This is a genomic window from Brevibacillus brevis NBRC 100599 (assembly GCF_000010165.1).
GTDB classification, from domain to species: Bacteria; Bacillota; Bacilli; order Brevibacillales; family Brevibacillaceae; genus Brevibacillus; species Brevibacillus brevis_D.
The window spans coordinates 2,575,772-2,599,729 of sequence record NC_012491.1 but is presented as its reverse complement, the minus strand read 5'-3'; the positions used below and the strand labels follow the sequence as shown (position 1 = coordinate 2,599,729).

General features: G+C 47.6%; 21 protein-coding genes. 1 reads left to right on the top strand and 20 read right to left on the bottom strand.

The features are described 5' to 3' along the window. Positions 1-42 precede the first annotated feature (42 nt). The 14 genes from BBR47_RS12885 to BBR47_RS12820 all read right to left on the bottom strand — a co-directional run bounded on the left by BBR47_RS12885 (position 43) and on the right by BBR47_RS12820 (position 15,788). The gene (locus BBR47_RS12885) at positions 43-1,329 is read right to left on the bottom strand and encodes a UDP-glucose dehydrogenase family protein (protein WP_012686205.1); all 1,287 of its coding nucleotides are present in this window, start codon (positions 1,327-1,329) and stop codon (positions 43-45) included. Between the two features lie 12 nt (positions 1,330-1,341). Beyond that, positions 1,342-2,415, bottom strand: coding sequence for a glycosyltransferase (locus tag BBR47_RS12880; RefSeq protein ID WP_012686204.1), 1,074 nt, complete (start codon positions 2,413-2,415; stop codon positions 1,342-1,344). A 27-nt stretch (positions 2,416-2,442) separates the two neighbouring features. After that, positions 2,443-3,393, bottom strand: a complete 951-nt coding sequence (locus tag BBR47_RS12875; RefSeq protein ID WP_012686203.1) for an NAD-dependent epimerase/dehydratase family protein — start codon at positions 3,391-3,393, stop codon at positions 2,443-2,445. Then, the gene (locus BBR47_RS12870; protein WP_012686202.1) at positions 3,390-4,193 is read right to left on the bottom strand and encodes a glycosyltransferase family 2 protein; all 804 of its coding nucleotides are present in this window, start codon (positions 4,191-4,193) and stop codon (positions 3,390-3,392) included. The genes BBR47_RS12875 and BBR47_RS12870 overlap by 4 nt, the downstream gene beginning before the upstream one ends. Further along, a complete protein-coding gene (locus BBR47_RS12865) occupies positions 4,190-5,236 on the bottom strand; it encodes a glucose-1-phosphate thymidylyltransferase (protein WP_012686201.1) in 1,047 nt (348 codons plus the stop codon). Before BBR47_RS12865 ends, BBR47_RS12870 begins: the two co-directional genes overlap by 4 nt. Before the next feature lie 122 nt (positions 5,237-5,358). Next, positions 5,359-6,531, bottom strand: coding sequence for a glycosyltransferase family 4 protein (locus tag BBR47_RS12860; protein WP_012686200.1), 1,173 nt, complete (start codon positions 6,529-6,531; stop codon positions 5,359-5,361). Then, complete coding sequence (locus BBR47_RS12855; RefSeq protein ID WP_041749394.1) at positions 6,512-6,934, bottom strand: hypothetical protein; 423 nt, start codon at positions 6,932-6,934, stop codon at positions 6,512-6,514. The genes BBR47_RS12860 and BBR47_RS12855 overlap by 20 nt, the downstream gene beginning before the upstream one ends. A gap of 105 nt (positions 6,935-7,039) precedes the next feature. After that, the gene (locus tag BBR47_RS12850; protein ID WP_012686199.1) at positions 7,040-7,723 is read right to left on the bottom strand and encodes a DnaD domain-containing protein; all 684 of its coding nucleotides are present in this window, start codon (positions 7,721-7,723) and stop codon (positions 7,040-7,042) included. 120 nt (positions 7,724-7,843) lie between these two features. Beyond that, entirely contained in the window at positions 7,844-9,133 is a 1,290-nt protein-coding gene (asnS, locus tag BBR47_RS12845) for an asparagine--tRNA ligase (protein ID WP_012686198.1), read from the bottom strand. A gap of 217 nt (positions 9,134-9,350) precedes the next feature. Then, a complete protein-coding gene (locus BBR47_RS12840; RefSeq protein WP_012686197.1) occupies positions 9,351-12,224 on the bottom strand; it encodes a WIAG-tail domain in 2,874 nt (957 codons plus the stop codon). 178 nt (positions 12,225-12,402) lie between these two features. After that, complete coding sequence (locus BBR47_RS12835) at positions 12,403-13,914, bottom strand: AAA family ATPase (protein WP_012686196.1); 1,512 nt, start codon at positions 13,912-13,914, stop codon at positions 12,403-12,405. Next, positions 13,907-14,434 (bottom strand): hypothetical protein, encoded by a 528-nt coding sequence (locus BBR47_RS12830; RefSeq protein ID WP_041749393.1) that lies wholly within the window; start codon positions 14,432-14,434, stop codon positions 13,907-13,909. Before BBR47_RS12830 ends, BBR47_RS12835 begins: the two co-directional genes overlap by 8 nt. A 152-nt stretch (positions 14,435-14,586) precedes the next feature. Beyond that, positions 14,587-15,066 (bottom strand): DUF5590 domain-containing protein, encoded by a 480-nt coding sequence (locus tag BBR47_RS12825; protein WP_012686194.1) that lies wholly within the window; start codon positions 15,064-15,066, stop codon positions 14,587-14,589. 29 nt (positions 15,067-15,095) lie between these two features. Beyond that, positions 15,096-15,788, bottom strand: coding sequence for a hypothetical protein (locus tag BBR47_RS12820; protein WP_012686193.1), 693 nt, complete (start codon positions 15,786-15,788; stop codon positions 15,096-15,098). Between the two features lie 133 nt (positions 15,789-15,921). Here BBR47_RS12820 and BBR47_RS30860 point away from each other — a divergent pair, with 133 nt between their 5' ends. After that, entirely contained in the window at positions 15,922-16,101 is a 180-nt protein-coding gene (locus BBR47_RS30860) for a hypothetical protein (RefSeq protein WP_133257456.1), read from the top strand. A gap of 63 nt (positions 16,102-16,164) precedes the next feature. On the opposite strand, the gene BBR47_RS12815 is transcribed toward BBR47_RS30860, so the two are convergent. The 6 genes from BBR47_RS12815 to panD all read right to left on the bottom strand — a co-directional run bounded on the left by BBR47_RS12815 (position 16,165) and on the right by panD (position 23,942). Beyond that, complete coding sequence (locus tag BBR47_RS12815; protein WP_012686191.1) at positions 16,165-17,469, bottom strand: amidohydrolase; 1,305 nt, start codon at positions 17,467-17,469, stop codon at positions 16,165-16,167. 16 nt (positions 17,470-17,485) lie between these two features. Next, complete coding sequence (locus BBR47_RS12810) at positions 17,486-18,109, bottom strand: redox-sensing transcriptional repressor Rex (RefSeq protein WP_012686190.1); 624 nt, start codon at positions 18,107-18,109, stop codon at positions 17,486-17,488. Between the two features lie 15 nt (positions 18,110-18,124). After that, positions 18,125-19,030 (bottom strand): ComEC/Rec2 family competence protein, encoded by a 906-nt coding sequence (locus tag BBR47_RS12805; protein ID WP_012686189.1) that lies wholly within the window; start codon positions 19,028-19,030, stop codon positions 18,125-18,127. 41 nt (positions 19,031-19,071) lie between these two features. Next, on the bottom strand, positions 19,072-21,975 hold the full coding sequence (gene dinG / locus BBR47_RS12800) for an ATP-dependent DNA helicase DinG (protein WP_012686188.1): 2,904 nt from the start codon (positions 21,973-21,975) through the stop codon (positions 19,072-19,074). A gap of 91 nt (positions 21,976-22,066) precedes the next feature. Further along, complete coding sequence (locus BBR47_RS12795; RefSeq protein ID WP_012686187.1) at positions 22,067-23,476, bottom strand: tetratricopeptide repeat protein; 1,410 nt, start codon at positions 23,474-23,476, stop codon at positions 22,067-22,069. A gap of 82 nt (positions 23,477-23,558) precedes the next feature. Further along, positions 23,559-23,942, bottom strand: coding sequence for an aspartate 1-decarboxylase (panD, locus tag BBR47_RS12790; RefSeq protein ID WP_007723146.1), 384 nt, complete (start codon positions 23,940-23,942; stop codon positions 23,559-23,561). Positions 23,943-23,958 lie beyond the last annotated feature (16 nt).

The following is a 23,958-nucleotide window of genomic DNA, read 5'->3' as shown; positions in this document are numbered from 1 at the left end:
GTTTTCCATAGAAAAAAGCCGAGCTTTCCCGAAATGGAAAAGTCAGCTTCTCCCTACACCGATATAGTGAAAGCCTGCTTCCTTTACCTCCTGGTGCGGCCAGGCATTTCGTCCGTCTACCAAGAGCGGCTGTGCCATGCTTTGATAAACCTGCTTCCAATCCAGTTGGACACACTGTTCCCATTCCGTGACCAATATGGCGGCGTGTGCTCCCTCGCATGCTTCTGCTGCGGATTGCGTATACGTGATCTGTGGAAACTGCTTACTGACACCAGATACCCCAATCGGATCGAACGCCTTCACGGAAGCACCTTTTTGCAGGAGTTCTTCTATCAATTTGAGCGATGGCGCTTCGCGGATGTCATCCGTATCCGGCTTAAACGTCAACCCCAGAACGGCAATTTGTTTGCCTTTCAGATCAGGGAGTTGCAAGCACAGCTGCTCCAAAAACCAGGCAGGCTGCGTCGCATTCACCTCTCGCACTTTATCCAAAATGCTTAAGTGAATATTGTGCTCTGCTGCGAGCTGCAATAGCGCAATCGTATCCTTCGGAAAACAGGAGCCGCCATAGCCTACTCCTGCCCGTAAAAATTGCGGACCGATTCGGCTGTCCAGTCCCATCCCTCGCGCGATCGTCACGATATCCGTCCCGAGCGCAGTGCTTAACCGTGCTAGCTCATTCATGAAGGAGATTCTCGTGGCCAAAAATGCATTGGAAGCGTACTTGATCAGCTCTGCGTTTGCTCTGTTGGTGATTACTCGCGGTGCCTTCACACCGTTGTACAGTTCCTCCATGCGGGCCGCTGCCTGAGGATTATCTACACCAATGACGATTCGCGAAGGCTCCAGTGCGTCTATTAATGCGCTCCCTTCCCGTAAAAACTCCGGGTTGGATGCAACAGATACCCCTTGACAGCCAGCCAGCATCCCCGCTACTTTTTCGCCAGTTCCGACTGGTACGGTACTCTTGATAACCACGATGCGTTCTTGCGGTGCGAGCGAATGGACCTTTCCTATGTCAGAAACAGCCCCGAGTAAATACGTTAAATCGGCTGTGCCGTCTACTGCTTCAGGTGTCCCTACACAAATAAAAAAAATCTCAGCATCCTTCGCTTCCGTCAGGTCCGTATAAAATGCAAGCGCACCATCATCCAATACTTTTTTCAATGCCTCATCCAAGCCCGGTTCGTAAATCGGCGAGATCCCTTGGCGCAATTTTTCTACTTTGGATGCATCGAGGTCAATACCCGTCACCTGATGACCGTTCATGGCAAGGGAAACAGCAGTTGTCAAACCTACATAACCGGTCCCAATAACGGCAACTTTCATTCCTTCACCTCATCATTTTTTCGACACACGCAAATAGAGCTCTTCTAGCTTCATCCGTTGCTTATGGATGTCATGGTTTTTTTCTACTTTCAGTCGAGCCTCTGTCGTGATCTGTGTCCACTCGTGACTTTCTGTTAGTACACGGTTTATCATTTTCCCGAGCGCAGTCGGTGATTTCTCCGGAACCAGATACCCCGTCACTTTGTTTTCAACCAGCTCCGGAATCCCCGCGTGATAGGTGGAAATGACAGGGCGTCCGCTCGCCATCGCTTCCATGATGACATTGGGAATTCCCTCTTGGTTGCCATTTCGCGCTGTCTTGCATGCGATGATGAACAAATGGCACTTGGCCAGTTCGCGCTGGACTTCACGATGTGGCAGAGCTCCTTTGAGCACGACTTGTGTGCCTAGCCTGTTTTTCTTAATCAGTCGTTTGAGCTTCTTTTTTTCTTCTCCATCACCGACGATGATTAGCTTCGCCTTGGGATATTTTTTATGCACGTGCGTAAACGCCTTGATTAGCGTATCCATCCCCTTTTTTTCAGTCAGTCTCCCTACGCTTAACAATCGGTACTCCCCATGATCCACGGGCTGTGGCGGCAGCATGGGAAATTTGCGCAAATCAATTCCCGAGCGGATAAGGGTAATTTTGGACGGAGGACAGCCGAGACGAATCAAGCGCTTTCTCATGTGATTACTGACGACTGTAAAAGCCTGGCCCTTTCGAAAGAGACGCATAAGGGACCGTCTGTACACTGGATTTTCTTTTACACGCTTAGTCGCATCAAAGCCGTGAAAGGAAGTGATCAGGGGGAGCTTGCTTTTTTGTGCATAAGGAAGCAATTCTAACCCGGCAGGGCCAAAACGGGCATGCAGGCATTTAAAATTTTTTCGTCGCAGCCAAGTGGAGAGGCCGGCCATATGCTTGCGCACATAGACCGGCGAATAAGGAAATTGTTTTCGATTAAAGGCTCGCTGTCGGGTCAACACGACGGGTTTGACCACTTGATGTCCAAGCAATTGCTCGTAAATGAATGTTTCACTCTTGGGAAGAAACTTTCTGCGATAAACGAGGACCCGATGCATGCAACTGGCCTCCTTTATGGACGGGTGTTACCCCTTCGATTGCGAACGAATCTCTGCTAATTGATGGCGAAGACCCTCTTCTAGCGTCACTTTTGGTTTGTATCCCAAGCGTTGTTGGGCAAATTGGATGTCCGCACAGGTTCGTAGAGAGTCACCTGCGGGCCCATTTTGATACGTGATGCGAGGGGTCAGATTCATTAACGTGCCCATGATGGATAGCACATCGATGAGCTTGATTTCCCGATCTCCCCCCACATTAAAAATGTCACCAGGAACAGCATGCTGTGCAGCCAGCAGATTCGCCTCTACCGCGTCTGTCACATACGTAAAGTCTCGTGATTGCTGACCATCACCATAGACGATGACCTGCTCGCCTTTCATCATTTGGCGAAAGAAACGATGGAAAGCCATATCCGGACGCTGTCTGGGACCGTATACCGTAAAGTAGCGAAGCATGGTAACCGGGAGTCCATAAGCTTTCACATAAACCGAGCAGATTTGCTCCATCGCTTCCTTGGTCACTCCATAGGGGGAAACTGGGCGAAGCGGCGCATTTTCATTCGTTACGATCCCTTGCATCGTCCCGTAAACCGAAGAGGAGGACGAGACCACGATGACAGGTGGCTTCGGTCTTTGCAAGCAAGCCTCCAGCAATTCTTGTGTGGCCAAAATATTATGGCTAACATAATCAGCAAAGGATTTTCCCCAGCTGTTTCTCACACCCGGCAAGGCAGCGAGGTGAAAAACAGCATCGACGTTCTCGAGCCAACTGTCCCAACGCCCCGTCTGAAGCGTTGTCGAGTGGAAGGTGAAGGCAGGGTGCTTTCCTATTTCGGCCAGATTACGTAATTTCGCAGCTACATCGTAGTTATCGATGAACCCGTCTATCCCGATGACTGTTACGCCATCGTTCAACAATCGCTGCGTCAAATGAGACCCAATAAAACCTGCACAGCCGGTGACAAGAGCTTTCTTCATCGCCTCCGACGCCTCACTTTCTTGAGCCTTCTAATGACTAAATAACCGTCCTTGTAACCATAGATGGCCTTGTACTTTTTGCCCCACCTATTCAGATAATATTTGAATGTTTTTTTTCTTAAATAATTTCGGCGGAACTTCATCTTGCTATCCGTGAGCTGACCTTTATGCTTCGTCCGGTTGTAAAGGATTTGGTTGATGTACCTCACCCGATACTTTTCAATTAATCGCAAAATGATTCGCCGATCCTCCATAATCCTTCCCTCGTATCGATCCGAGGTATCCCAACCACCCACTTGATGTAGAGCTTCTACGCGATAGCAACGTGGAGAAACCATCCAGCGATTGTACTTCAGAAACTGGTATTTATTATGAAATGTCTTGTGCTTCACCTTAATCGACTTGGTATATTTTCCATGCCGAACTTTCCAGATGTTCATGTTCCCATAGAAAAGAGCCGTGCTTTTCCTGCTTTTGTGAATGTACTTTTTAAGTACAGCCAGCGTTCGTTTCGGTAACCAGTCATCAGAATCGAGTTGTACGAGATAAGGGGTATCCACCATTGACAATGCCTTATTCATGACTTTGCCGATCCCAGAATTTTGTTCCATTCGATGATACATAATGTTTGGGTGATACATATATTTTTCAATTTTACTTCTGGTGCGATCGGTGGACGCATCGTCAATGATCAGCAGCTTCCAATCCTTTGAGGTTTGATTCAAGACGCTTTTGATGGCTTTGCGAATAAACTTGGCGCGATTGTATGTCGGAATGACTACAGTAAAGGTCGGATTCATACGTCCTCCCTCTTGACTGCCGGAATGCAAATGGACGATTTGTCGCTGACAATGAAGACTCCTGTACTGTTAGAAGATTGACCCGTCATCATCGATGAGCGTCCGAAAACACTGTTTGTTATTTTCCAAGCAATGTCTAGCAGCGAGCTGTTTTCCAGTAAAATACTATTTTCGATATACGAGCAATTTCTCAAGCTTACGCCATTTTGGATCGAGACGTACGGTCCGATTTGGCAATTTTCAATCACACAATCATCACCGATTCGTACGGGACCCGTAATCTTCGAATTTTTCACAACCGTTCCTTTGCCAATTTGATGTTGATTGCCTAGCTCCCTCGTAAGCATCCACTGGTTGGCCTCCAGCCAGCGATCGATGGTTCCCACATCCGAATATTTCCCGTTAGTGACGGAGTGAGCCAATTTGAATCCGCGATTTATCATCGATTGAATCGCATCCGTTATTTCTAGTTCGCCTCGGGGAGATGGTTGTAGGGTAGCAATCGACTCGAAAATAGGTGGCGTAAACAGGTATGCACCAATCACTGCCAGGTTGCTCTTTGGCTGACGTGGCTTCTCCTCTACAGAGATTAGTCGTCCTTTTTGTACTTCTGCGATCCCATAATCCTGTGGTCTCTCCACTTTACTTAGCATCACGACACCGTCAGATTTTCCTTTCGTAAACGCTTTTGTAAGCCCGTGAAGCGAATCCATCAATAAATTATCACCTAGTAGCAAGATAAACGGTTCGTCTTGCAAAAACGGTTGCGCTAGCTGGACAGCATGGGCAATTCCCAATGGTACCTCCTGCTTGATAAACGTAATGGTAGCCCCGAATTGACTACCATCGCCCACCATGGGAGGAATTTGTGATTGAGAAGGATGTATCACGATGCCAATGTCTTGAATGCCCACTTCACGCAGTTTGCGAATGCAATAGTGTAAGACCGGGTGATTGGCCACAGGGAGGAGGGTTTTCGGCTGCGAATAGGAAAAGGGGTGCAGTCGCGTCCCACGTCCAGCACACAAGATTAACCCTTTCACAAGTATCACTCCCCAGTTGTGCTCTGCGATACTTATAAGGTATGCGTATCTGGATAGCTGGACAGGGCAGACGTCCACATTGGTGCAAGAAAAGGCAACCACCTACTTCATTTCCACTCAAATTAACCAGTTTTTAAAAGCTGCTGTTTCTCTTCTATTTGTGTTGGAACGACTGATTCAAATACGTTCAGATAGCCTTGCGCAGTTGCATACCAAGAAAAAAACTTTGCTCGTTGCAGAGCCTGTTTGCCCATTTCATTCCGGACGGCTGGCGAACTCCACAACAACTCCCACACAGCAGGCAATCCTTTTTCCCAATCTTTTGGCGGGATGATAAAGCCACTTTTCTCGTGGGCAACGACTTCACGAATGCCGCCACGTGGAGTGGAAATGACAGGCTTTCCGGCAGCCATTGCCTCTAAATTGACACGGCAAAACGCTTCTTTCCAAACAGACGGTGTGGCTACGACATCCCCAATTTGGTAGTAAAGCGGCATTTTTGCGGATGGGACGAAATTGACGAAGCGCACCTTTTCCCCCAAGGGCTTCGCAAGTCGTTTGAGCTCTCGAACATACGGATTTAGGCGATTGCTGCCGTATCCCGTCCCCCCCACAATCACGAGTTTGGCTTTCGGGTCTTGTTTGCTCACCTGGCGAAAGGCTTTGATCAGCACATGTACCCCTTTGCCGCGCATAAGTCGTCCGGCATAAAACAAGATGCGATCATCTGGCTTCAATCCGAGTTCTTGACGCATTTTTTTGACCGCTATTTTTGCAACCTGATAAGGTGTGACATCGACTCCGAGGTGAACTGCATGGATTTTATTGGCAGGAATCTTGCACGTCCGAATAAAATGTTGACGTAAAAATTCACTGTTCGTAATAAAACCTGTTGCCAGTCGAACGGCACGCTTCATATTTTCCTTGCTGATGATCGGCTGTGACCCGTATACATGAGAGTGCATATTCACAAAGACTGGGATCTTGGGAAAATGGCGTTTTAATGTGAGAACATAGATCGGTCTGTTTTCCACAAGAATGACATCTGGCTTGTTTTTCTTGATATGATGAATAATCCGGCGCAAATATGGCTTTGGCCCTTGATAGGGGACACGAATGAACCGCCGATTTTCTTCCACGGATGAGGTTGGGTAGGTCGCACATTGACGAGTGTAGATCGTCACGTTATGCATGGGCTCGATCATCTTTGTGACCTCGTCAATATCGTGTTCGACCGAGCTTCCTTTGACCGGTGGTACAGAAAAGGGACCTGGACTAATAATCGCGATGTTCATTTCGCTCGATCTCCCACTCCTTTTTCAGTGAAAGAACCACTTGATACAAGTACTGCAATTGTTTGGCATGGTTTTCTTCAAGGTTCTCCCATCTTTCTTCCCATGAAGCAAGTGCCTCTTTCAGTTCCATCACTTCTTGCTCAAGCTGGTGAACCTGTTCCACGACGGCCTCGTCGGTCTCTCTCATAATAATTTCGAAGGTAGGCTCCAAGAGCAGTTCCTTCGGCTGCTCTGCTGTTGTATTTACGACCAGCTCCTGGACGTTTTCCTTTACTACCTCATCTTGTTTTTCATTGGCTTTTACGATTGAAATACGTTGAACTGCCTCATCTACGACATAGCTTCCTGAAAACACACCTGGTGTTACCCAATGAGACAGATCCCATTTTTTTCGTTTTTCCACAAGTTATCGCCTCCTGAAGCTTGCATCTACGTAATATGTTATGACAGACAAGGAAAATGGGTACGTGTACGGTGACATAGAAAAAACCGCTTGATTTGGATGAAATCAAAGCGGTTGCCCGTGGTCTCTCATATTTGCTTGTCTGCGGAAGTTCAAGCTGTAAAGACGTGCTTCTTCTACAGTTGTTATCTGTTGCTTTTGCCATTCGAGCAAGATCCGGTCAATATAGCGGATGTGGAGTTTGCCGACGGTTGCAGCCTCACGCAAAGCGGTCAAAATCAAGTCTTCCTGATAGCCGTCCTGTTCGGTCCACATATGGATGTTCTCCAATTCAAACGGCGCTAGCGGGCGGCCAAATGCCTGTTCAAAACGAGCGTAAATGGCAACAGGTTCGGCATCCAGAGAAACGGCCACTTCCATAAAAGGGTCTATACTTCTCGGGTCTGCTTGCTGCTCCCGCCAGGTCTGGTACAGCTTTTTGTACAACGGTGTCAAATTATATTGCTCATGACGCATACCAGTTTGTGGATCGATAAACTCATCTATCGTAATCCAATCTTCTTTTAATAGCTTTTGAAGAGATTGAATCAATCTCCTGCTCGTCATGGACATGCGTTCCTCCAGCTCTGTTAAGGTCGGGAATCGATTCCCTTCCTGCTGAAAGGACAGCAGATGAATCAAAAGCATCATCTCGTCATCAGTCAATGACATACGCTTATACATTTTCAAAAGAAGGTTGGAGACGGATGTTGCTCCTTCTTGCAACAATTGCAATATATGGGAGTCCATAACGCATATTCACCTCTGGGTTGGGATAACAAGGGAGTGCGTAAAACGCGCTGTCAAACAATAGGAACACCCTGCTGCCCTCGCGCAACAGGGTGTAGATCGTTCATCGATAAAGGAACTCTATGGATAGAGACGATTCAGCATGCGTGGGAATGGAATGGTTTCACGCACATGATCCAGCCCGCAAATCCATGCAATGGTACGCTCCAGACCCAAACCGAAGCCGGAGTGAGGAACTGTACCGTATTTGCGAAGGTCCATATACCAGCGATAAGCCTCTTCCGAAAGCTCATGCTCAGCAAAACGTTTCTCCAACAGTTCTGGATCATCAATCCGCTGGCTACCCCCGATAATTTCACCATAGCCTTCTGGTGCGATCATATCCGCGCACAGAACCACTTCTGGACGTTCGGGGTGTGGCTTCATGTAGAAAGCCTTGATTTCGGTAGGATAATGGGTGATGAAAACAGGCTTGTCGAAATGGTCCGCAATCATCGTCTCATCCGGTGCACCGAAGTCGTCTCCCCATTTAATCTCGCTACCTTTTTCCTGCAAGAGTTTAATCGCATCATCATAAGAGATGCGTGGGAACGATCCCGTTACATTTTGCAGTTTTGTTGTATCGCGCTCCAACGTTTTCAGTTCGCGCTCACAGTTTTTCAATACGGATTGTACCACATGAGAAACAAACGCTTCCTGAATACGCAGATTTTCTTCGTGATCTACGAAAGCCATCTCCGGCTCGATCATCCAGAACTCGATCAAGTGACGACGTGTCTTGGATTTCTCGGCACGGAAAGTTGGTCCGAAAGAGTAAACGCGACCTAACGCCATAGCGGCTGCTTCCATATAAAGCTGGCCGGACTGCGAGAGATACGCATCCTCATCAAAATATTTGGTATGGAACAGGTTGGTGGTACCTTCCGCAGAGGTCGGTGTCAAAATTGGCGGGTCTACTTTTACGAAACCGTTCTCGTGGAAGAACTCATACATGGCGCGAATCACCTCGGAGCGCACAGCCATGACTGCACGCTGACGTGGAGAACGCAGCCACAGGTGGCGATGGTCCATCAGGAAGTCAACACCGTGTTCCTTCAAGGAAATCGGATATTCCTGGGCGATCTGAATAATTTCCACACCTGTTACTGTCAGTTCGTAACCGCTTGGTGCACGGTCATCCGCACGAACTGAACCAGTTATGTAAAGTGAGCTTTCTTGTGTGAGCTGCGATGCATTCTCCCACACTTCTTCCGCTACTTCCGCTTTTACTACTACACCTTGAATGAAGCCGGATCCGTCGCGGAGCTGCAAAAATTGAATCTTGCCGCTGCTGCGTTTGTTGTATAACCAGCATCCCAGGCGTACTTCTTGTCCAACATGCTGCCCGATTCGGGCAATCGTCGTCAACATTGAATGATTCCCTCCATTTACCATGCCACGCAAATACAGACTAAGTATACCAAACAATTATACTATTGGGGGCCTGCAAATTCAATGAAAGTCTCCCTGTATAATGTTAACGATAAAATAATTATGTAAACTAAATATACATTTGGGAGACCTGATCTCAACATCGGCCTCCCTACTTCTGAATCATCCACTCGCCCCATTGTTGTTTCCTACCGAATTATTTATCGTCCTCGCTATCGTATTCTTCACTACTTTCATAATCTTGCTCGAGGTCACTATCATCCGTGTCTTCTTCATCTTCATCCGTGTCGTGATCGTCCATGTCATCCTCGTCCATGTACGCATCTTCCCTGTCTTCATCATACGTATCTTCGTCATACGTATCTTCGTCGATCATGTCCTCATCTTCCATGTCTTCCTCATCTTCCTCATCCGTATCTTCGTCGACCATGTCCTCATCTTCCACATCTTCATCATCCGTATCTTCGTCGACCATGTCCTCATCTTCCACATCTTCATCATTCGTATCTTTGTCATCCACGTCTTCCTCATCAAAGTCGTGATCTTCCTCGACTTCTTCTGCCTCCAATTGTCCCCTCTCTGTTGACCAATCCAATATTTCGTGTGGGACATCTACTCCTTTTACTCCAATCCCGATCCAGTGAATCAGACCAGTCGCTTCCTGCCCCTCCTGATTGCGAAATACGGTGATGAGCGCTGCAGTCCTTTTCGTGTATTTGAGCGATGTATAGATGCCCGGTTGATTTGTCATCGCCACCATACAATAATGTGTATCCGCAAAAGGCTGCGGCAATCGAACAATCACATCTGTAGACTTGCTTGTGGCAGAAAGCCTGAAGGGGACGAAACCGTATTGTTGCAAGGTTACTCCAATATGATTATGCGTCTCAATTACCGGAAAGGATAATTTCTCCGCATCAATGGACTGATTTGCAATGTGATGCGTAGTGATAGCTTTGGACGCAATTTTAGAACCGGTCACGGAGTCCTCTGCCAGTTTTTCCTGCGTAATGATCCGGTTTTGCAAATGCTGTTCTGTTATGCTCTTGCTAATCAGATGACTTCCTTTGAGCGTTCCTTCCTTAATATGTGTTCCATCCAGGCTGCCTTTTATGACATGAGCACCATGAACGGAATGGCTATCTAGCTTGCTCGCATCAATGCTCTGATCGGCTATTTTCTCTCGGGTAACACTGCCGTCCTGTAATTTTTCCTTGGAAATGGTGTTACCCTGGAGATGATCCGCTTGAATGATGTGACTGTTGAGATGTGTAGATGAAATTGCTTTTTCCGCTATCTTTTCCCCCGTCACGGCTGATCTGCCCAAATGGCGGGTCTTGATCGCATCTTTGGCTATTTTGGGCGCTGTGATGACAGCATCACCAAGCTTGCTTGTCGTAATGCTAAGATCCGAGATTTTGTCTGTGGAAACAGATTCCGGCGCCAATTTTGAGGTGGTCACCAAGTGGTCATGCAAATGCTGGGTCTGGATGATGTACTCGCGTAGATGATTGCCCCCAATAATTCTGTCAGTCAAATGCTGTTCTTCCACAGATCTTCTTGCCAGCTTTTCTGAACGAATGGTTCCGTCAATCAGATGTCGTGAACTCACGCTCTCATCGAGCAAGTGTTGCTCTCCTACACACCTGTTCGCCAATTTGTCGGCAGTGATGGCCTTATCAGCTATCTTGGCTGAGGTAATTTGTTGATCCCCAATTTTTTTAGCCGTCAGCATCCCGTCTTGCAAGTGACTCGATAGGACACTGCCAGCTTGTAAATGTGTGCTGCCAATTGATTCTTTGGCGAGCTTTTCTGCCGTGACGCTGTTGTTGTCCAAATGCTCAGTCAATATCGCATACGGCCCCACTTTATCACTGGTCACCGCTTCTGGATGTAAATGTTGGCTATAAATGGCCTGAAATGCAATGTGATGATCTGTGATGCTACCAGCGCTAATGTTGCTGCCATCTATTAGCTCTTCCGTGAGATGATGATGGTAAATGGAGCCTTCACGAATATGTTGAGACTCAATTGTATCTTCGTCTATCTTCGTCGAAGTTACAGCTCCATCGCGTAATTTATCGCCTGTGACAGCTCCATCCTCAATCTTCACTGTGTTGATCACATAATTGGCGAGATTACTTGTTTGAATGGTCCCCATCTTTATTTTTTCCGAGGTAATGGATTGATCCTGAATCAACTCATTCGTGATCGCTTGCTCCTGAATATGCTTGCTCTGGATCGAGTGATCGGCAAATTTCATCGAGTCGATGGTTTTATCGGCTAACTTCTCGGAAGTAATGCTATGGTTGATCAATTTTTGCGCGGAAATCGAATAATCCAACAAATGCTCGCCGCTTACGATTCCCTGCCCCAGATGATCCCTCTGTACCGCATGCGGGGCGAGTTTGGTGGAAGTTACGCTCTTGTCCGCGAGTTTACTGCTGTCCACGGCATAATCCTTCAAAATCGAATTATCCACGGCGCCTTGCTTAATTTTGGACGCGTCAATGGCACGGTTCGCAATTTTTTCTGTTGTCACCGATTGATCTGTCAAGTCGTCTGTATAGACAAATGATTGGACACGATCATCATTTCGGTCTTTGATGACCTTCGAATAAAAGTTCGGATTAGCAGTTGAGCTCTGTTTGGAGGAAGCGTTTTGTTTGGAAGATACGTTCTGTTTGGAAGACGTATCCGGTTTGGAAGGCGTATCCGGTTTGGAAGACGTATCCGGTTTGGAAGGTAAATCCTGTCTGGAAGCTAAATCCCGTCTGGAAGTTGAATCCTGTCTGGAAGTTGAATCCTGTCTGGAAAACGAGTCCTGTTTGGAGGATAGGTCCTGCTTCGGTACTTTGGGAATCGGGTTTTGTTGCTCTTTCGGTGTGGCAGCAGAGATGGGAGGTATTCTGTGACTGCTCTCCAAATGACTTTCAAGCAGATTTAATTCGAGGTCTTCCATCCACTCCCGATCGGGTGATGATGTATATGAGAGCGGTAACTCGTGCATGGTCTGCCTAAAGGTTTTGCTCAGACTTTTGTTTGCTTTTCGCCGGTTCACATTGGCCATAGGGTCTCCTTGCCTCCTGATTTCATTCCCGTATCACCTTTGTAGGATATTCATCCATTTACTTATTTGGCACCGTGTCTACAAAATTGTTTCATCCTGATTTGCCCAAGTGGCTAGCAAACACAAAAAAACCTGCTTCGCCGACTCTTCCCTTGGCTAGCAGGTTCATTATCTTCCCTTATACAGTAACTTCTTCCTTCGTTTGTGACAATAGGGCCCTGAACTCATCGCCTTGCAGAACTTCCGCTTCCAACAATGTATGCAAGCCCGTTTGGAATACGGAATCAAATTGTCTCAAAAGATTGCGAGTTTCTGCGAGCAATCCTTCCAGCAGACGCTCAACCTCGTCATGAATCCGATTCTTATCCACGTATTGCAAATGTACAATCCCTAGCTCGGACATACCGCTTTGTACAATTTCTTGTGCCATTCCCAGCGCCTGCTCGAAGTCATTCTTCGATCCAGTACTGCGCCCACCGTAGTAGATTTCCTCCGCTACGGCTCCTCCAAGGCTAACCATGATTTGCTTCTCCATCGCTTCCTTGGTATACAGATAGCGGTCTTCCATTGGATTTTGTCGGACGTATCCCAGTGCTTTGCCTCGTGGACTCAGTGTGACCTGCGAAACAGAGCCTGGTCGCACGCTCTCACTGACAATGGCATGTCCCAATTCATGGAGAGCAACGCGCTTCTTCTCTTCCTCAGATGCTTGACGGTCTACCTTCTCTCCGAGCATAACCTTGTCCACTGCATAGCCAAAATGCTTCGCTGTGATCTTGTCCTGGCGGTCACGCATGGCGTAAATGGCTGCTTCATTGGCTACACTCTCCAGCTGTGCGCCAGAAAATCCGAATGTCTCCTGAGCCACTTTTTCCAGTGTGACGTCCTCGCCTAGCGGTTTATTGGCTGTATGAATGGTCAAAATCTGCTCGCGTGCTGGTTTGTCCGGAAGATCAACGCTAATATGACGGTCAAAACGCCCAGGACGCAACAGCGCTGCGTCGAGCATGTCCTTCCGGTTCGTAGCTGCCATGACTAAAATCCGCGGTTTGTCAGTCGTAGCTACACCATCCATCTCCGTCAACAGTTGATTCAAGGTTTGATCGTATTCTCGCTGCTGTTGACCGTCCCTTTTTCCACCGACGACATCGATCTCATCGATAAAAATAATCGCGCTGTCTTGCCCATTTTTCTCTGCTAATGCCTTCGCTTCCTGAAACAATTCACGGACGCGTTGTGCACCGACACCGACGTACATCTCTACGAACTGCGAACCCGATGCCGCCACAAAAGCAGAATTTGTATAGTTTGCTGCCGCTTTCGCCATCAGTGTCTTACCCGTACCAGGAGGACCTGTCAAAAGAACACCTTTAATCGGGCGAATCCCGTACTGCTCAATTTTGTCTTTATACACGAGAAAATCAAGCGATTCCTTCAGTTCTTTTTTGGCGCGTTCCTGTCCACCGATATCGGCAAACTGCACGTCCGATTTCGGCAGCTCATGCTTGTTTGCTTTTCTTTTCCCCCCGAGGGCGACATTTCCACCTTGACCATTTTGCTGGCGGATGACTAGAAAGTAAATCGCACCCAGTACGGCTCCGAACACCAGGAATGGCGTAATGTTTACACCAAGAAAAACAAGAAAAATCAACAGTGCAGGTACGACGCCGATCAGTATTTCTTTACGCACGTGCCGTCACCTCTTTTTCATTGGATCGGGGGATGATGGTGTAAAAATCCTCCGTTCCTTTTTTCATATAAACATAAATGTTCTTGTCATCCATCGATGCAGATGCTTGGTCGAGTTGATTCCCCTTTTTCCATTGTTCCATAAGGGCTGGAATGCGGCTATATTCATGCAACTCCACTGCTTCTGTAAACACAAATTGACCACTCTGCCAAATATCGTGCATCGTTGTCGACTGATTGTCGATGTCAATGACCACTTCTTTTTCCCCTGCGATCTTTTTTGTCTCCGTTAGCAGATTCCGATATTCTGCTGGAAATGCGTCTGGTTTTGTAACAGTTACATCTATTTGAATTTTATCTTTGTTGATTTCCAAATGGCCCAATGTTGCGGACTGCATTTGTCCAATTTCTGCACGGATTGGCTCCTCAATCTCCATCTTTTGATACAAGAACCATCCTCCGAACAGGAGTGCCAAGGTTGCCACCAAAGATAATCCAATTGCGCTCTTTTTCATCTGCACGGCTACTCCCCCCATAAATATCGTTCTCGTTTTCTCTCTCTGCAACATCCCCAGTATATCACACGAGTATATCATTTTCTTATACAGATGTTGGGTGGAATGCCAAACAGGCCTTCTCCTATAAGGAAAAGGCCTGTCGTGATACCAGCGTCTTAGCTTGGCGAGAGCACGTATGAGGTTAACAGAGCGCCAGTGAATAGATCATAGTGAATGTAGTGAAAACGACCGTCTTTGTCTTTGACAGTGACTTCCCAAAATTTCTTATCGTTTTCAAGACCAGGAACCAAATGAGTGATCTCCGATTGCGGGAAGGACTTGTAAACCGCCTCTTCTACATTCTTTTTTGGAACAGCAAGATCCATTCGATCGAAGCTAACTTTTTGATCGGTCATCCAAGCGACAACTTGTGTCCCCGCCTTATTTTTCCCAATGACGACAGCGTAGCTCTCCTTGCCTCGATATTCATCAATGGTTTCAATCTCAGTGATTGTCGTGCGATCCTGGACCCACTGACGAATGGTTTCCTCAAATTGATTGCGCTCTCCTGCTACAGAAGCCGTCAGATGATAGGCGAACCCAGCTCCCGTAAGTAAAATGACGGCTACAATTGATAGGATAATTCGTACTAACACAGCAAAGTAACTCCTTTACGTGGCTGACATTACAATCGGAATCGAAGCTGGTCTCTCTTCACTCCAACTGCCGTTTGTATTTGCAAATCCAGCTCCAGTTGGCGAAGCTGCCCCGTAGTTGAATCGTACCAAAGTTGGTAATTGACTTTCATTCCGTTCGTTATATTCGGAGTCAAATCCTGAAGAGGGAAGGATGGACCTAACCACATCGATAATAACGAAGAGACTTCCTCAGGTGGTACCGCTATCCGGTATCCACTCCATCCTTGCCCTGCAGTATCTTCAAGGCGTTCAGGGCTAACCGATTGCAAAACTCCTTTGAGCAATACTGCGTGCTCATGCGGGGTGAACATCGCATACGGCAGAGCGGCATGATCCTGTATCTGGCCATCCATTCGCACCGATACTGGCTGCCCATCTTTTCTGGCTATTTCAAGCTGGTGGCCACCGATTTCTCCTGCGAGCTGAAATTGCTCATTTTGATATCGCCCATGCAAGGTCTGATTCTGCATGTATACGAGAAATGAGCGTTCCTCGTCCTTCGTGATCTGCTCCAAAAGCTCCGCTACCGTCTTCGTCTGCTTCGTCCCTGTTGTTTGTCTGACCGCAGGCGCAGTATCTGTATTGGCAGATCGACTTACTGTTCCCAATACAATCCCGAGGAGAAATAGACCGAGTAGGATTGGAATGAGCCACCACAGCATTTTGGGCCGGATGTACATGTCGTCCCCCCTGTCCCATTTTTGTCTTTAGCCTATGCTATACGGGAAGGTTTTAGAACGACACGGAAAAGTTGCTAATCATAGCTTAAGGTTGGGCGGTCATACTACACATACACCCCGAGGAGGTGAGCGCGTGACATCTTCGCAACAAACCACATCTCCTGACATACTTGGGTTTCTGTTACAGGAATACCGCGTCTCCTGGGCAGGATTGTCGTCTCCCTTGCGTCAATGGTCGCACACACCCACTCTTCATTTTCGCCATCATCTCCTGACAAAAGCTGTGGCAAAAATGAACAACGGAACGTCTTAGTATCCAATTCCCCTACCTACACCTGCACTGCCTTACTCCTGTCCCCCACCTGACAGGAGCCTTTTACCGTTTTAACGTTTGGAATACGCGGTTTGCTTCGTAAATCGCGCGCTCCTCATCGATGGTCAACAACTTATGATTACGCATTAAGAATTTACCCGCTACAATCGTATCTTTCACATCTCGTCCATTTGCCGCGTACACCACGTGTGAAATCGGTTGGTGTGCTGGGTGGAAATGAGCTTGATGGCTATCCATCACGATCAAGTCAGCTTGCTTGCCTACTTCAATGCTTCCGAGTGTTTCTTGTTGGAACACCCCTTCTGCGCCATAACGAGTAGCCATGCGAAGGGCTTCCTCTGCTGGAACCGCTACTGGGTCGTTATTTACACCTTTGTGCAGGATCGCAGCGAGCTTCAATTCCTCAAACAAATTCAAATTGTTGTTGCTTGCCGAGCTGTCCGTACCCAGTGATACGCTTACACCTTTTGCCAACATTTTCGGAACAGGCGCAACACCGCTTGCCAGCTTCAGGTTGCTCACGACATTATGAGAAACTCTCACGTTGTATTTTGCCAAAATGTCGATTTCTTCATCCGTAAGGTGAACAGCGTGCGCTACGAGTGTTGGGCGATTGAACATGCCCAGCTTTTCCAAATGTGCAACTGGACGCTGTCCGTAGTCCTTCTCGTTTTGACCGACTTCCCAAGCGGTTTCAGACATATGGATATGAAGCGGCAAGGACAACTCATCGGCTTTTTCGATAATTTGGGTAATAAATTCTGGCGAGCAGGTGTACGGCGCATGCGGTGCCATCATGACGGTAATACGTCCGTCTGCCTGATTATGCCATTCTTTTGCAAAAAGAGTCGCGTCTTTCAGCTTTGTTTGACGTTCTTCTTCAGAACACAAACCGATCATCCCTCGGCAAAGGCGGGCACGCATTCCAGCTGCATCGACTTCCTTTGCCACAACATCCATATGATCATACATATCCACAAACGTAGTGGTTCCCGTACGAATCATCTCAATAAGCGACAGTTGAGTACCCCATTTTACTGTATCTCCCGTGAATTGCGCCTCCAATGGCCACATTTTGTCTTCCAGCCATTGTTGCAGCGGCAAATCATCTGCATAACCGCGTAGGAGGGACATACCAGCATGTCCATGCGTGTTGATTAAACCAGGCAGTATGTAGTCTCCTTTTTGATCGATAACCTCATCGTATCCTGCTTCTGATAGGTCCTCAGGAGTTGGGCCCACATACGTAATCTTGTTACCTTCGAATGCTACGGCACCATCGTGAATGACTTCATTCGTATCGTTAACGGTAATGACTGTTGCGTGAATGAGGATCGTCTTTTTCATAGTATACACTCCATTCTTATGTCAAGTAGTAGGCCAGGCTTTGCAGGTTGGACGTCACGTCCGCATAGTGAATGCGAACATCTTTTCCTGCGCGAATCGTCGTAGGGGCAAAATTCAAGATCCCCTTGATACCCGCTTGAGTCAACTGATCACATACGGATTGCGCTGCAGGTGCCGGTACCGTAATAATCGCCAGCTTGATTTGCTTGTTTACGATTGTCTCTTCCAGCTCTGATAAAGGCTGAATCGGTATACCTGCGACTTTTTTACCCTGCTTCTCTGGATTATTATCAAAGATGGCCGCAATCCGCATGTTATCTTTCAAATAAGCGTTGTAGTTACTAATGGCATGGCCCAAATGCCCAGCTCCGACCAAAGCGACACGGATTTCATCTGTTAGTTTTAGAATTTCACGTATTTTTTCCACCAGATAATCGACATCATAGCCGATTCCCTTTTTTCCAAAATCACCAAAAGCTGCAAGATCTTTTCTGATTTGGGCAGGATTCACATCGAGATTCTTGCCCATCTGTTGGGAGGAAACGGTGGTCACCTCAACCTGCTGCAAATAACTGAGGTAACGCAGATAAATCGGCAAACGACGGACGACCGCTTCCGAAATCTTTTCGTGTTTTGCCACGTTCGGTCTTCCCCCCTAATTCTTTTGCTTCAAAATCCGATATTCTTTTCCATTCGATAAAATGGTAATGGAACCGTCGTGGCTGGTAACGTATGTCTCAGCCCATGACTCACCCAGACGCTCCATGACTTCCGTCTGACCGTCTTTCATTTGATCCCGCGATCGGCCTGTCTGAATAATGGCGACCTGGGGATCGACCTTCGTCAGAAACGGTTGCGAAGAGCCTTGATTGCTTCCCTGACCAGCTACCTTTAGCACTTCCGCCTTCAATCTGTCATTTTGCCGTTCCAACAGTCGCTCTTCTGCTTTTTCATTCACGGCACTCATAAATAAAAATCGCAGTTGGCCATGCGTCAATCGAAAAACGAGAGAATTATTCTGGGGCGATAAAAATAACGGTTCATCCGGGAGCAACACTTCCATGGAGATATCTTGTTCAAGAGTGAGTACTTGTCCTTGCTCTGCTTCCATCTGCTTTTGGTTGGAGCGAAGCAGCACGACATGGCGAATGGATGGCGCGATCAGCTTGGGCAAAATGACGGCATTTACAAGCACTTGTTGGCTCAATGAAGCGAAGCCTCCCATATGCTCAGGCTGGTCGTTCGTCAACACTACATAATCGAGCCGTGTGATCTTGAGCTCTGCCAAGCGCGCCGAAAGAATGGGCCAATCTTCTGCCGTACCCGTATCAATCAGCATCGTTTTACCGCCTGGCATTCTCAAAAGCGTGCTCTCACCATGTGGAAGTGCCAAGTAGGTGACAATGAGACCCGAAAATTCCTGTTCTGTCTCCGTTTCAAACGGGTCATCTATCTTCACTGCTGCTTCTTGCAAATACAAATGGCTATCAATCGAGCATGCGCTAAGGAAAATCGCACTAAGAACTACCATCCACCAACGCCACGCTTTTTTCCATAACATTTATTTTATCACCTTAATCCCTATGAGACTATTGCTTCATTTTATGAATCTGACAGGGATTGCATACTAAGGAATGGCTCTATACGCTCTCGCAGTGTTGGCCATGGACCGCTTTCGATTTGAAATGGCGGCAAAGATTGAAGGAATGAGCGTCCATATCTCGCCTCAACCACACGCGTGTCGAGAACGATCACGACCCCTCGATCCAAGTGATGGCGAATTAATCGTCCCACCCCTTGCTTAAATTGCAGAACGGCTTGTGGAAGAGACAACGACATAAAGGCATTTTTTCCTTCTGCCTTCAAAAGCTCTGCCCTTCCTTGATAGACAGGGTGATTCGGCGGAGCAAACGGAAGTCGAACAATAACCAAACTGCTCAGCCATTCCCCCTGGATATCGACACCTTCCCAGAAGCTGCTCGTCCCAAGCAGAACACTTCTCTCCATGCTTCGGAACAGTCGCACCAGCTTGCTCCGATTGTTGCTATCAATCCCGTGACCGAATAACGTATACGGTTCTGGCGCCTCCGCTAGTCGTTCCTTCATCGCTTGATAAACAAGGCGAAGCATCGAATGGGAGGTAAACAGGATCAACGTCCTTCCTTTCGAAGCCAGTACGACATCCACGCACCCTTGTATGACCGCCTCCAAATACGTGTGGTCACTCTCTTTACCTGGTGCCGGGAAATCAGATGGGATCAACAGCAATCCCTGCTCTTCATAATGAAACGGCGATGGCAGTGACAAGGTGCGCACTCGTTCCTCAGGCAGTTGGTCGAGACCAAACTGGCTTTTGATGTAGGAAAAGCTGTTTTTGACCGTCAGAGTGGCTGATGTCAAAATCAGGCTCCGTTTTTGCGCGAACAGTGGTTCTGCCAGTGAGTCGGCAACCTTCAAGAGTGCTGCGGACAAATGCACCTGCTTGCGAGCTGTACGGGACTCTACTTCCATCCAATACACATACTCTGCATCCTGCTCAAGTAAAAAGAAGTGAAGCAGCTCCACGGTATTCTGCCAGTCTTTGATGAGACCAAATAAATCTGTCAGTAGACTACGTACAGCAAAAGGTGGCTTTTCCTCTTGCGGAGTCGTTCGCAAAAGCTGCTCGATGCCCGCTGCATAGGCAGTCATCCCTTCAATCAGCTTTTTGGTTACTTTGCGTATCTTCTCGTGTTTGCCTACAAACGATTCGATCCGATAACGTACCGTCTCACGACCAGCGTCCGTCGTCTCCTCCGCACGATCTGATGCCCATGCATACAAGAGCTGTGTCCATTGCTGCGCTTTCTCTCGCAAGGTCGCGGACTGTTTTCTCAGCTCCAAAAGCTTTGCCACTACTTCTTCTTGTACCGCAGGCATCCAGCTTTGCAGCTCTTCTGCGAAGCGTGCAATTGACCCACTCTCTTCAACCGATGCACGATCTAGCAAGAAAAGAAGCTGCGTGGTTGAAAACTGCTTGCCTAGATGCTGTGTCGCAGCATCCTCCAAATGATGGGCCTCATCGACGATGGCAACTTCATACGCAGGTAGGATCCTGTTTTCCGCTTGTAGATCGCTGATGAAAAGGGCGTGATTGACGATGAGGACATCGACATCGCGAGCCCGTTCCTTCGCCTGAAAATAGTAGCAGCGACTAAACCACGGACAAGCCCGATTCAAGCAAGAGCCCGTATCACTTTTTACCTGTTGCCATAGCAGTTGACCACTTGGAGGCATGCTCAGCTCTTCCACGTCACCGGTAACAGTTTGCGTGAGCCACGTCAGCATCTGTCCTTTTACCAAGCGCATTTCTTGGCTGCTTCCTTCTACAGGCTCGTCCACAGCTTGTTCAAATTTACGCAAGCATAAGTAGTTTCCTCTGCCTTTTAGCGTCGAAGCAGTAAACGAAAACGGCAACGACTCCTGCAAGGTAGCGATTTCCTTATGGAATAGCTGTTCCTGCAATTGAATGGTATTGGTACTGACCACCAGCTGCTGCTGATTGTGATGAGCCCAAATGATCCCCGGCAAGAGATAGGCTAATGATTTTCCCGTACCTGTCCCCGCCTCTACCAATAAATGGACGCCATCCTCCATTGCCTCATAGACGGCATGCATCATCGCTTCCTGAGCATCTCTACGTTGATACCCCGACATTTTCGCCTGCATGTACCCGTTTTCGCCCAAGACATCCTCGAGCTGCTCGGCAAACGCTTTGGTCACTGTCACATCGACAGGAGGATGCTTCAGGGACGCTGTTAATTTTTCTTCGCGTTTCCGTAAGGCCAACTGGCGATAAATATCCCACATATCGGAGGAATCCGTTTTGGTTGGCGTTCCATCCAGCTCTGGCAGCTCTATTAGCTTTTCCATCTCGATCTGCCGCAAAAGAACCTCGATATCTGAGCGAAACGAAGAGACGAGCATCTGCAGCCGCTGGATCGTTACAAGTGGCAATTTCTTTAAAATATCCAGCAAGTGGAGAAACAGCTGGGCCGTGGCAAGCGCATCACTATCTGCTTGATGAGGATTATCGTGCTCGATTTCCAGCTCAGACGCCAGTTCTCCGAGTCTGTAGCTATTTTGCATCGGCAAAAGAACGCGGGATAGCTCCACCGTATCAAGCACGTAGCCGTCAAACGCATAATAGCCCTGGCTCAGCAGGGCTTCTTGTAAAAATTGGAGATCAAAGCTTGCATTATGTGCAACAAAAGCTCGCCCGTCCAATAAACGCAAGAAATCTGGAAACACTTCTTCCAAGGAAGGAGCATCTGCAACCATCTCGTTGGTAATCCCTGTTAATTGGGTAATAAAAGGGGGAATATCCTGGCCCGGATGAATCAGGGTGGAAAAACTCTCGGTAATCTGCCCGTCATCGATTGCGACGGCACCAATCTGAATGATGCTGTCCCCTTGGCGTGGATGGCTTCCCGTCGTCTCAAAATCTACAACTAGTAATCGATTCAAACGTTGTCACCTCGTAACCTGGGCGGAAACATTCAATCCGCACTCATTCACATTCGGCAACGATGGGAAATATTCCTGCTCTCCTGTACATTTACGGCTGTACCAGCTCAGTCTGCATTTCTGATTGACCGAGCTTGCTTGCACAAAGTTGCAGATAGATGGGGATTTCCCATAACTGTTCTGCGAATGGCAATGCCCGTTGAAAATATTGTTCAGCCAGGCGCCAATTTTCTTCCACAACCGCGATTCTTCCCAGATGAAAATACCCTAACGAACGTACATATGGCTCAGCGTCTTCCAGGAAATACTTTGCCATCCGTTTTGCTTCTTGTGTATCCCCCAGCTTTTCGTATGCGGAAATCATCCCGGATTGTCCGAGGCGATTGTCTCGGTTTTTCTCCAGCATGATCCGAAACGCTTTGATTGCTTCCTCTACCCTTCCGTCAAACAACAGCATCCAGCCATAACTAAAAAGAAAGTCGTCATTTTCGGGTGCAAGACTGATCGCTTTTTTGACGAGCGTTAATGCGCGCTTTGTACCAGCAATCAGCCAAGTATTCCAGGCCAAGCCATGCCACGTCCACCCATCTTTTGGGGAACGCTCCGTCAAAAAGTGATAGCAAATCTGTGCCCGGTGGTAATTGCCCACTGTTTCGTATAAAGAGGCCATTTCCTGAAGAGTATCGCTGTCCAAATCGCGTGTCGGCAATTGCAAGCCTTTCGGCGGGCTCCATTCCACCGTCTTGTCCATCATATGCAGTAATTTGGCAGCACGTAGCCATAGCATCTGCGCTTCCCAATCGTGCTCGTTTTTTTCTAGATACGGTTCCAATTCGTCCAAAGCTTCCTGTGCATCGCCATCTCTTAAATAGCATAGCGCGAGGTTGTATTTGGCTTCTTCCTGTTCTGGCTTGATCTCGAGAGAAGTCTTAAAAGCTTGTGCCGCCTCTAGCCACTGCTCCTCTTCCGCAAGTATACACCCGATGGCATTAAAACTAATGGCCACAATGGTAGGTGAGCTTGCTGTCCTGCCGAGAAGACGGAATTCCCGAAAAGCTAATTCTTTCTCCTCACACAAAAGGAGACTGTAGGCGTAATATAGGCGCCCACTTTCCCAGTCTGGCGATTTTTGAACTAATTCTGCAAAACACTTTTTCGCGTCTTGGAACATACGCAAATGATAAAAGCCTTCCCCACGACGAAAAATCGGCTCGTATGTGTTTGTTTCAATGGCCTTTGGTGATTCTGTTTTCACCTTCGGCTGATGCGCCTTTTTCTCTTCTGCCGGAAGCTGTCCTTCCATTTCCTTGATGTTACGAATCGCATTCGATAATTTTTCTTCGAATTGCAGCCACAGGTCTACGACAGTATCACTTACTTGGCGCAATTGAAACAATTGTTCCGCGAGCTGAAGACGTTCTTGTTCAGAAGCCCCCTGCCACTTCTCTTCAATCGTCTGCGCTTTGTTCCGAAGCGTATGAAACCAGTCCTCGATTTTCACAAGAAAAGCCACCCCCTATGAGGCATGAGTACTTTCATTGTCTCACAAGGCAAGTGGCTCTATGCAGGAGTCGACAGATCGCTTACAGAATCGTCGCGTGTACTTCTTCCGCAATCAATTCTTTGATCTGATTTTTTTCATCCATGATGGCGACACGTGGCTTGTAGGTTCTTGCCTCTTCATCCGTCATCATCGCATAGGCAATAATAATCACGATATCACCCTCTTGTACGAGACGTGCAGCTGCTCCGTTCAAGCAAATGACGCCACTGCCTGGAGCACCTTCGATGACGTAGGTTTCCAGACGCGCTCCGTTGTTGTTATTGACGATTTGTACTTTTTCATTTGGCAAAATATCCAGCGCATCCAACAAATTTTTGTCGATGGTAATACTTCCTACATAGTTCAAGTTTGCCTCAGTTACCGTTGCGCGATGGATTTTTGCTTTCATCATGGTGCGGAACACTACCAATTCCTCCCTT

Coding starts and splice junctions, on each gene's coding strand:
- BBR47_RS12850 (WP_012686199.1), bottom strand. CDS start 7,723: ATGGACTCCCATATATTGCAATTGTTGCAAGAAGGAGCAACATCCGTC.
- BBR47_RS12805 (WP_012686189.1), bottom strand. CDS start 19,030: ATGTTATGGAAAAAAGCGTGGCGTTGGTGGATGGTAGTTCTTAGTGCG.
- BBR47_RS12820 (WP_012686193.1), bottom strand. CDS start 15,788: ATGTACATCCGGCCCAAAATGCTGTGGTGGCTCATTCCAATCCTACTC.
- BBR47_RS12840 (WP_012686197.1), bottom strand. CDS start 12,224: ATGGCCAATGTGAACCGGCGAAAAGCAAACAAAAGTCTGAGCAAAACC.
- BBR47_RS12815 (WP_012686191.1), bottom strand. CDS start 17,469: ATGAAAAAGACGATCCTCATTCACGCAACAGTCATTACCGTTAACGAT.
- BBR47_RS12860 (WP_012686200.1), bottom strand. CDS start 6,531: ATGAACATCGCGATTATTAGTCCAGGTCCCTTTTCTGTACCACCGGTC.
- BBR47_RS12870 (WP_012686202.1), bottom strand. CDS start 4,193: ATGAATCCGACCTTTACTGTAGTCATTCCGACATACAATCGCGCCAAG.
- asnS (WP_012686198.1), bottom strand. CDS start 9,133: ATGTTGACGACGATTGCCCGAATCGGGCAGCATGTTGGACAAGAAGTA.
- BBR47_RS12885 (WP_012686205.1), bottom strand. CDS start 1,329: ATGAAAGTTGCCGTTATTGGGACCGGTTATGTAGGTTTGACAACTGCT.
- BBR47_RS12880 (WP_012686204.1), bottom strand. CDS start 2,415: ATGCATCGGGTCCTCGTTTATCGCAGAAAGTTTCTTCCCAAGAGTGAA.
- BBR47_RS12875 (WP_012686203.1), bottom strand. CDS start 3,393: ATGAAGAAAGCTCTTGTCACCGGCTGTGCAGGTTTTATTGGGTCTCAT.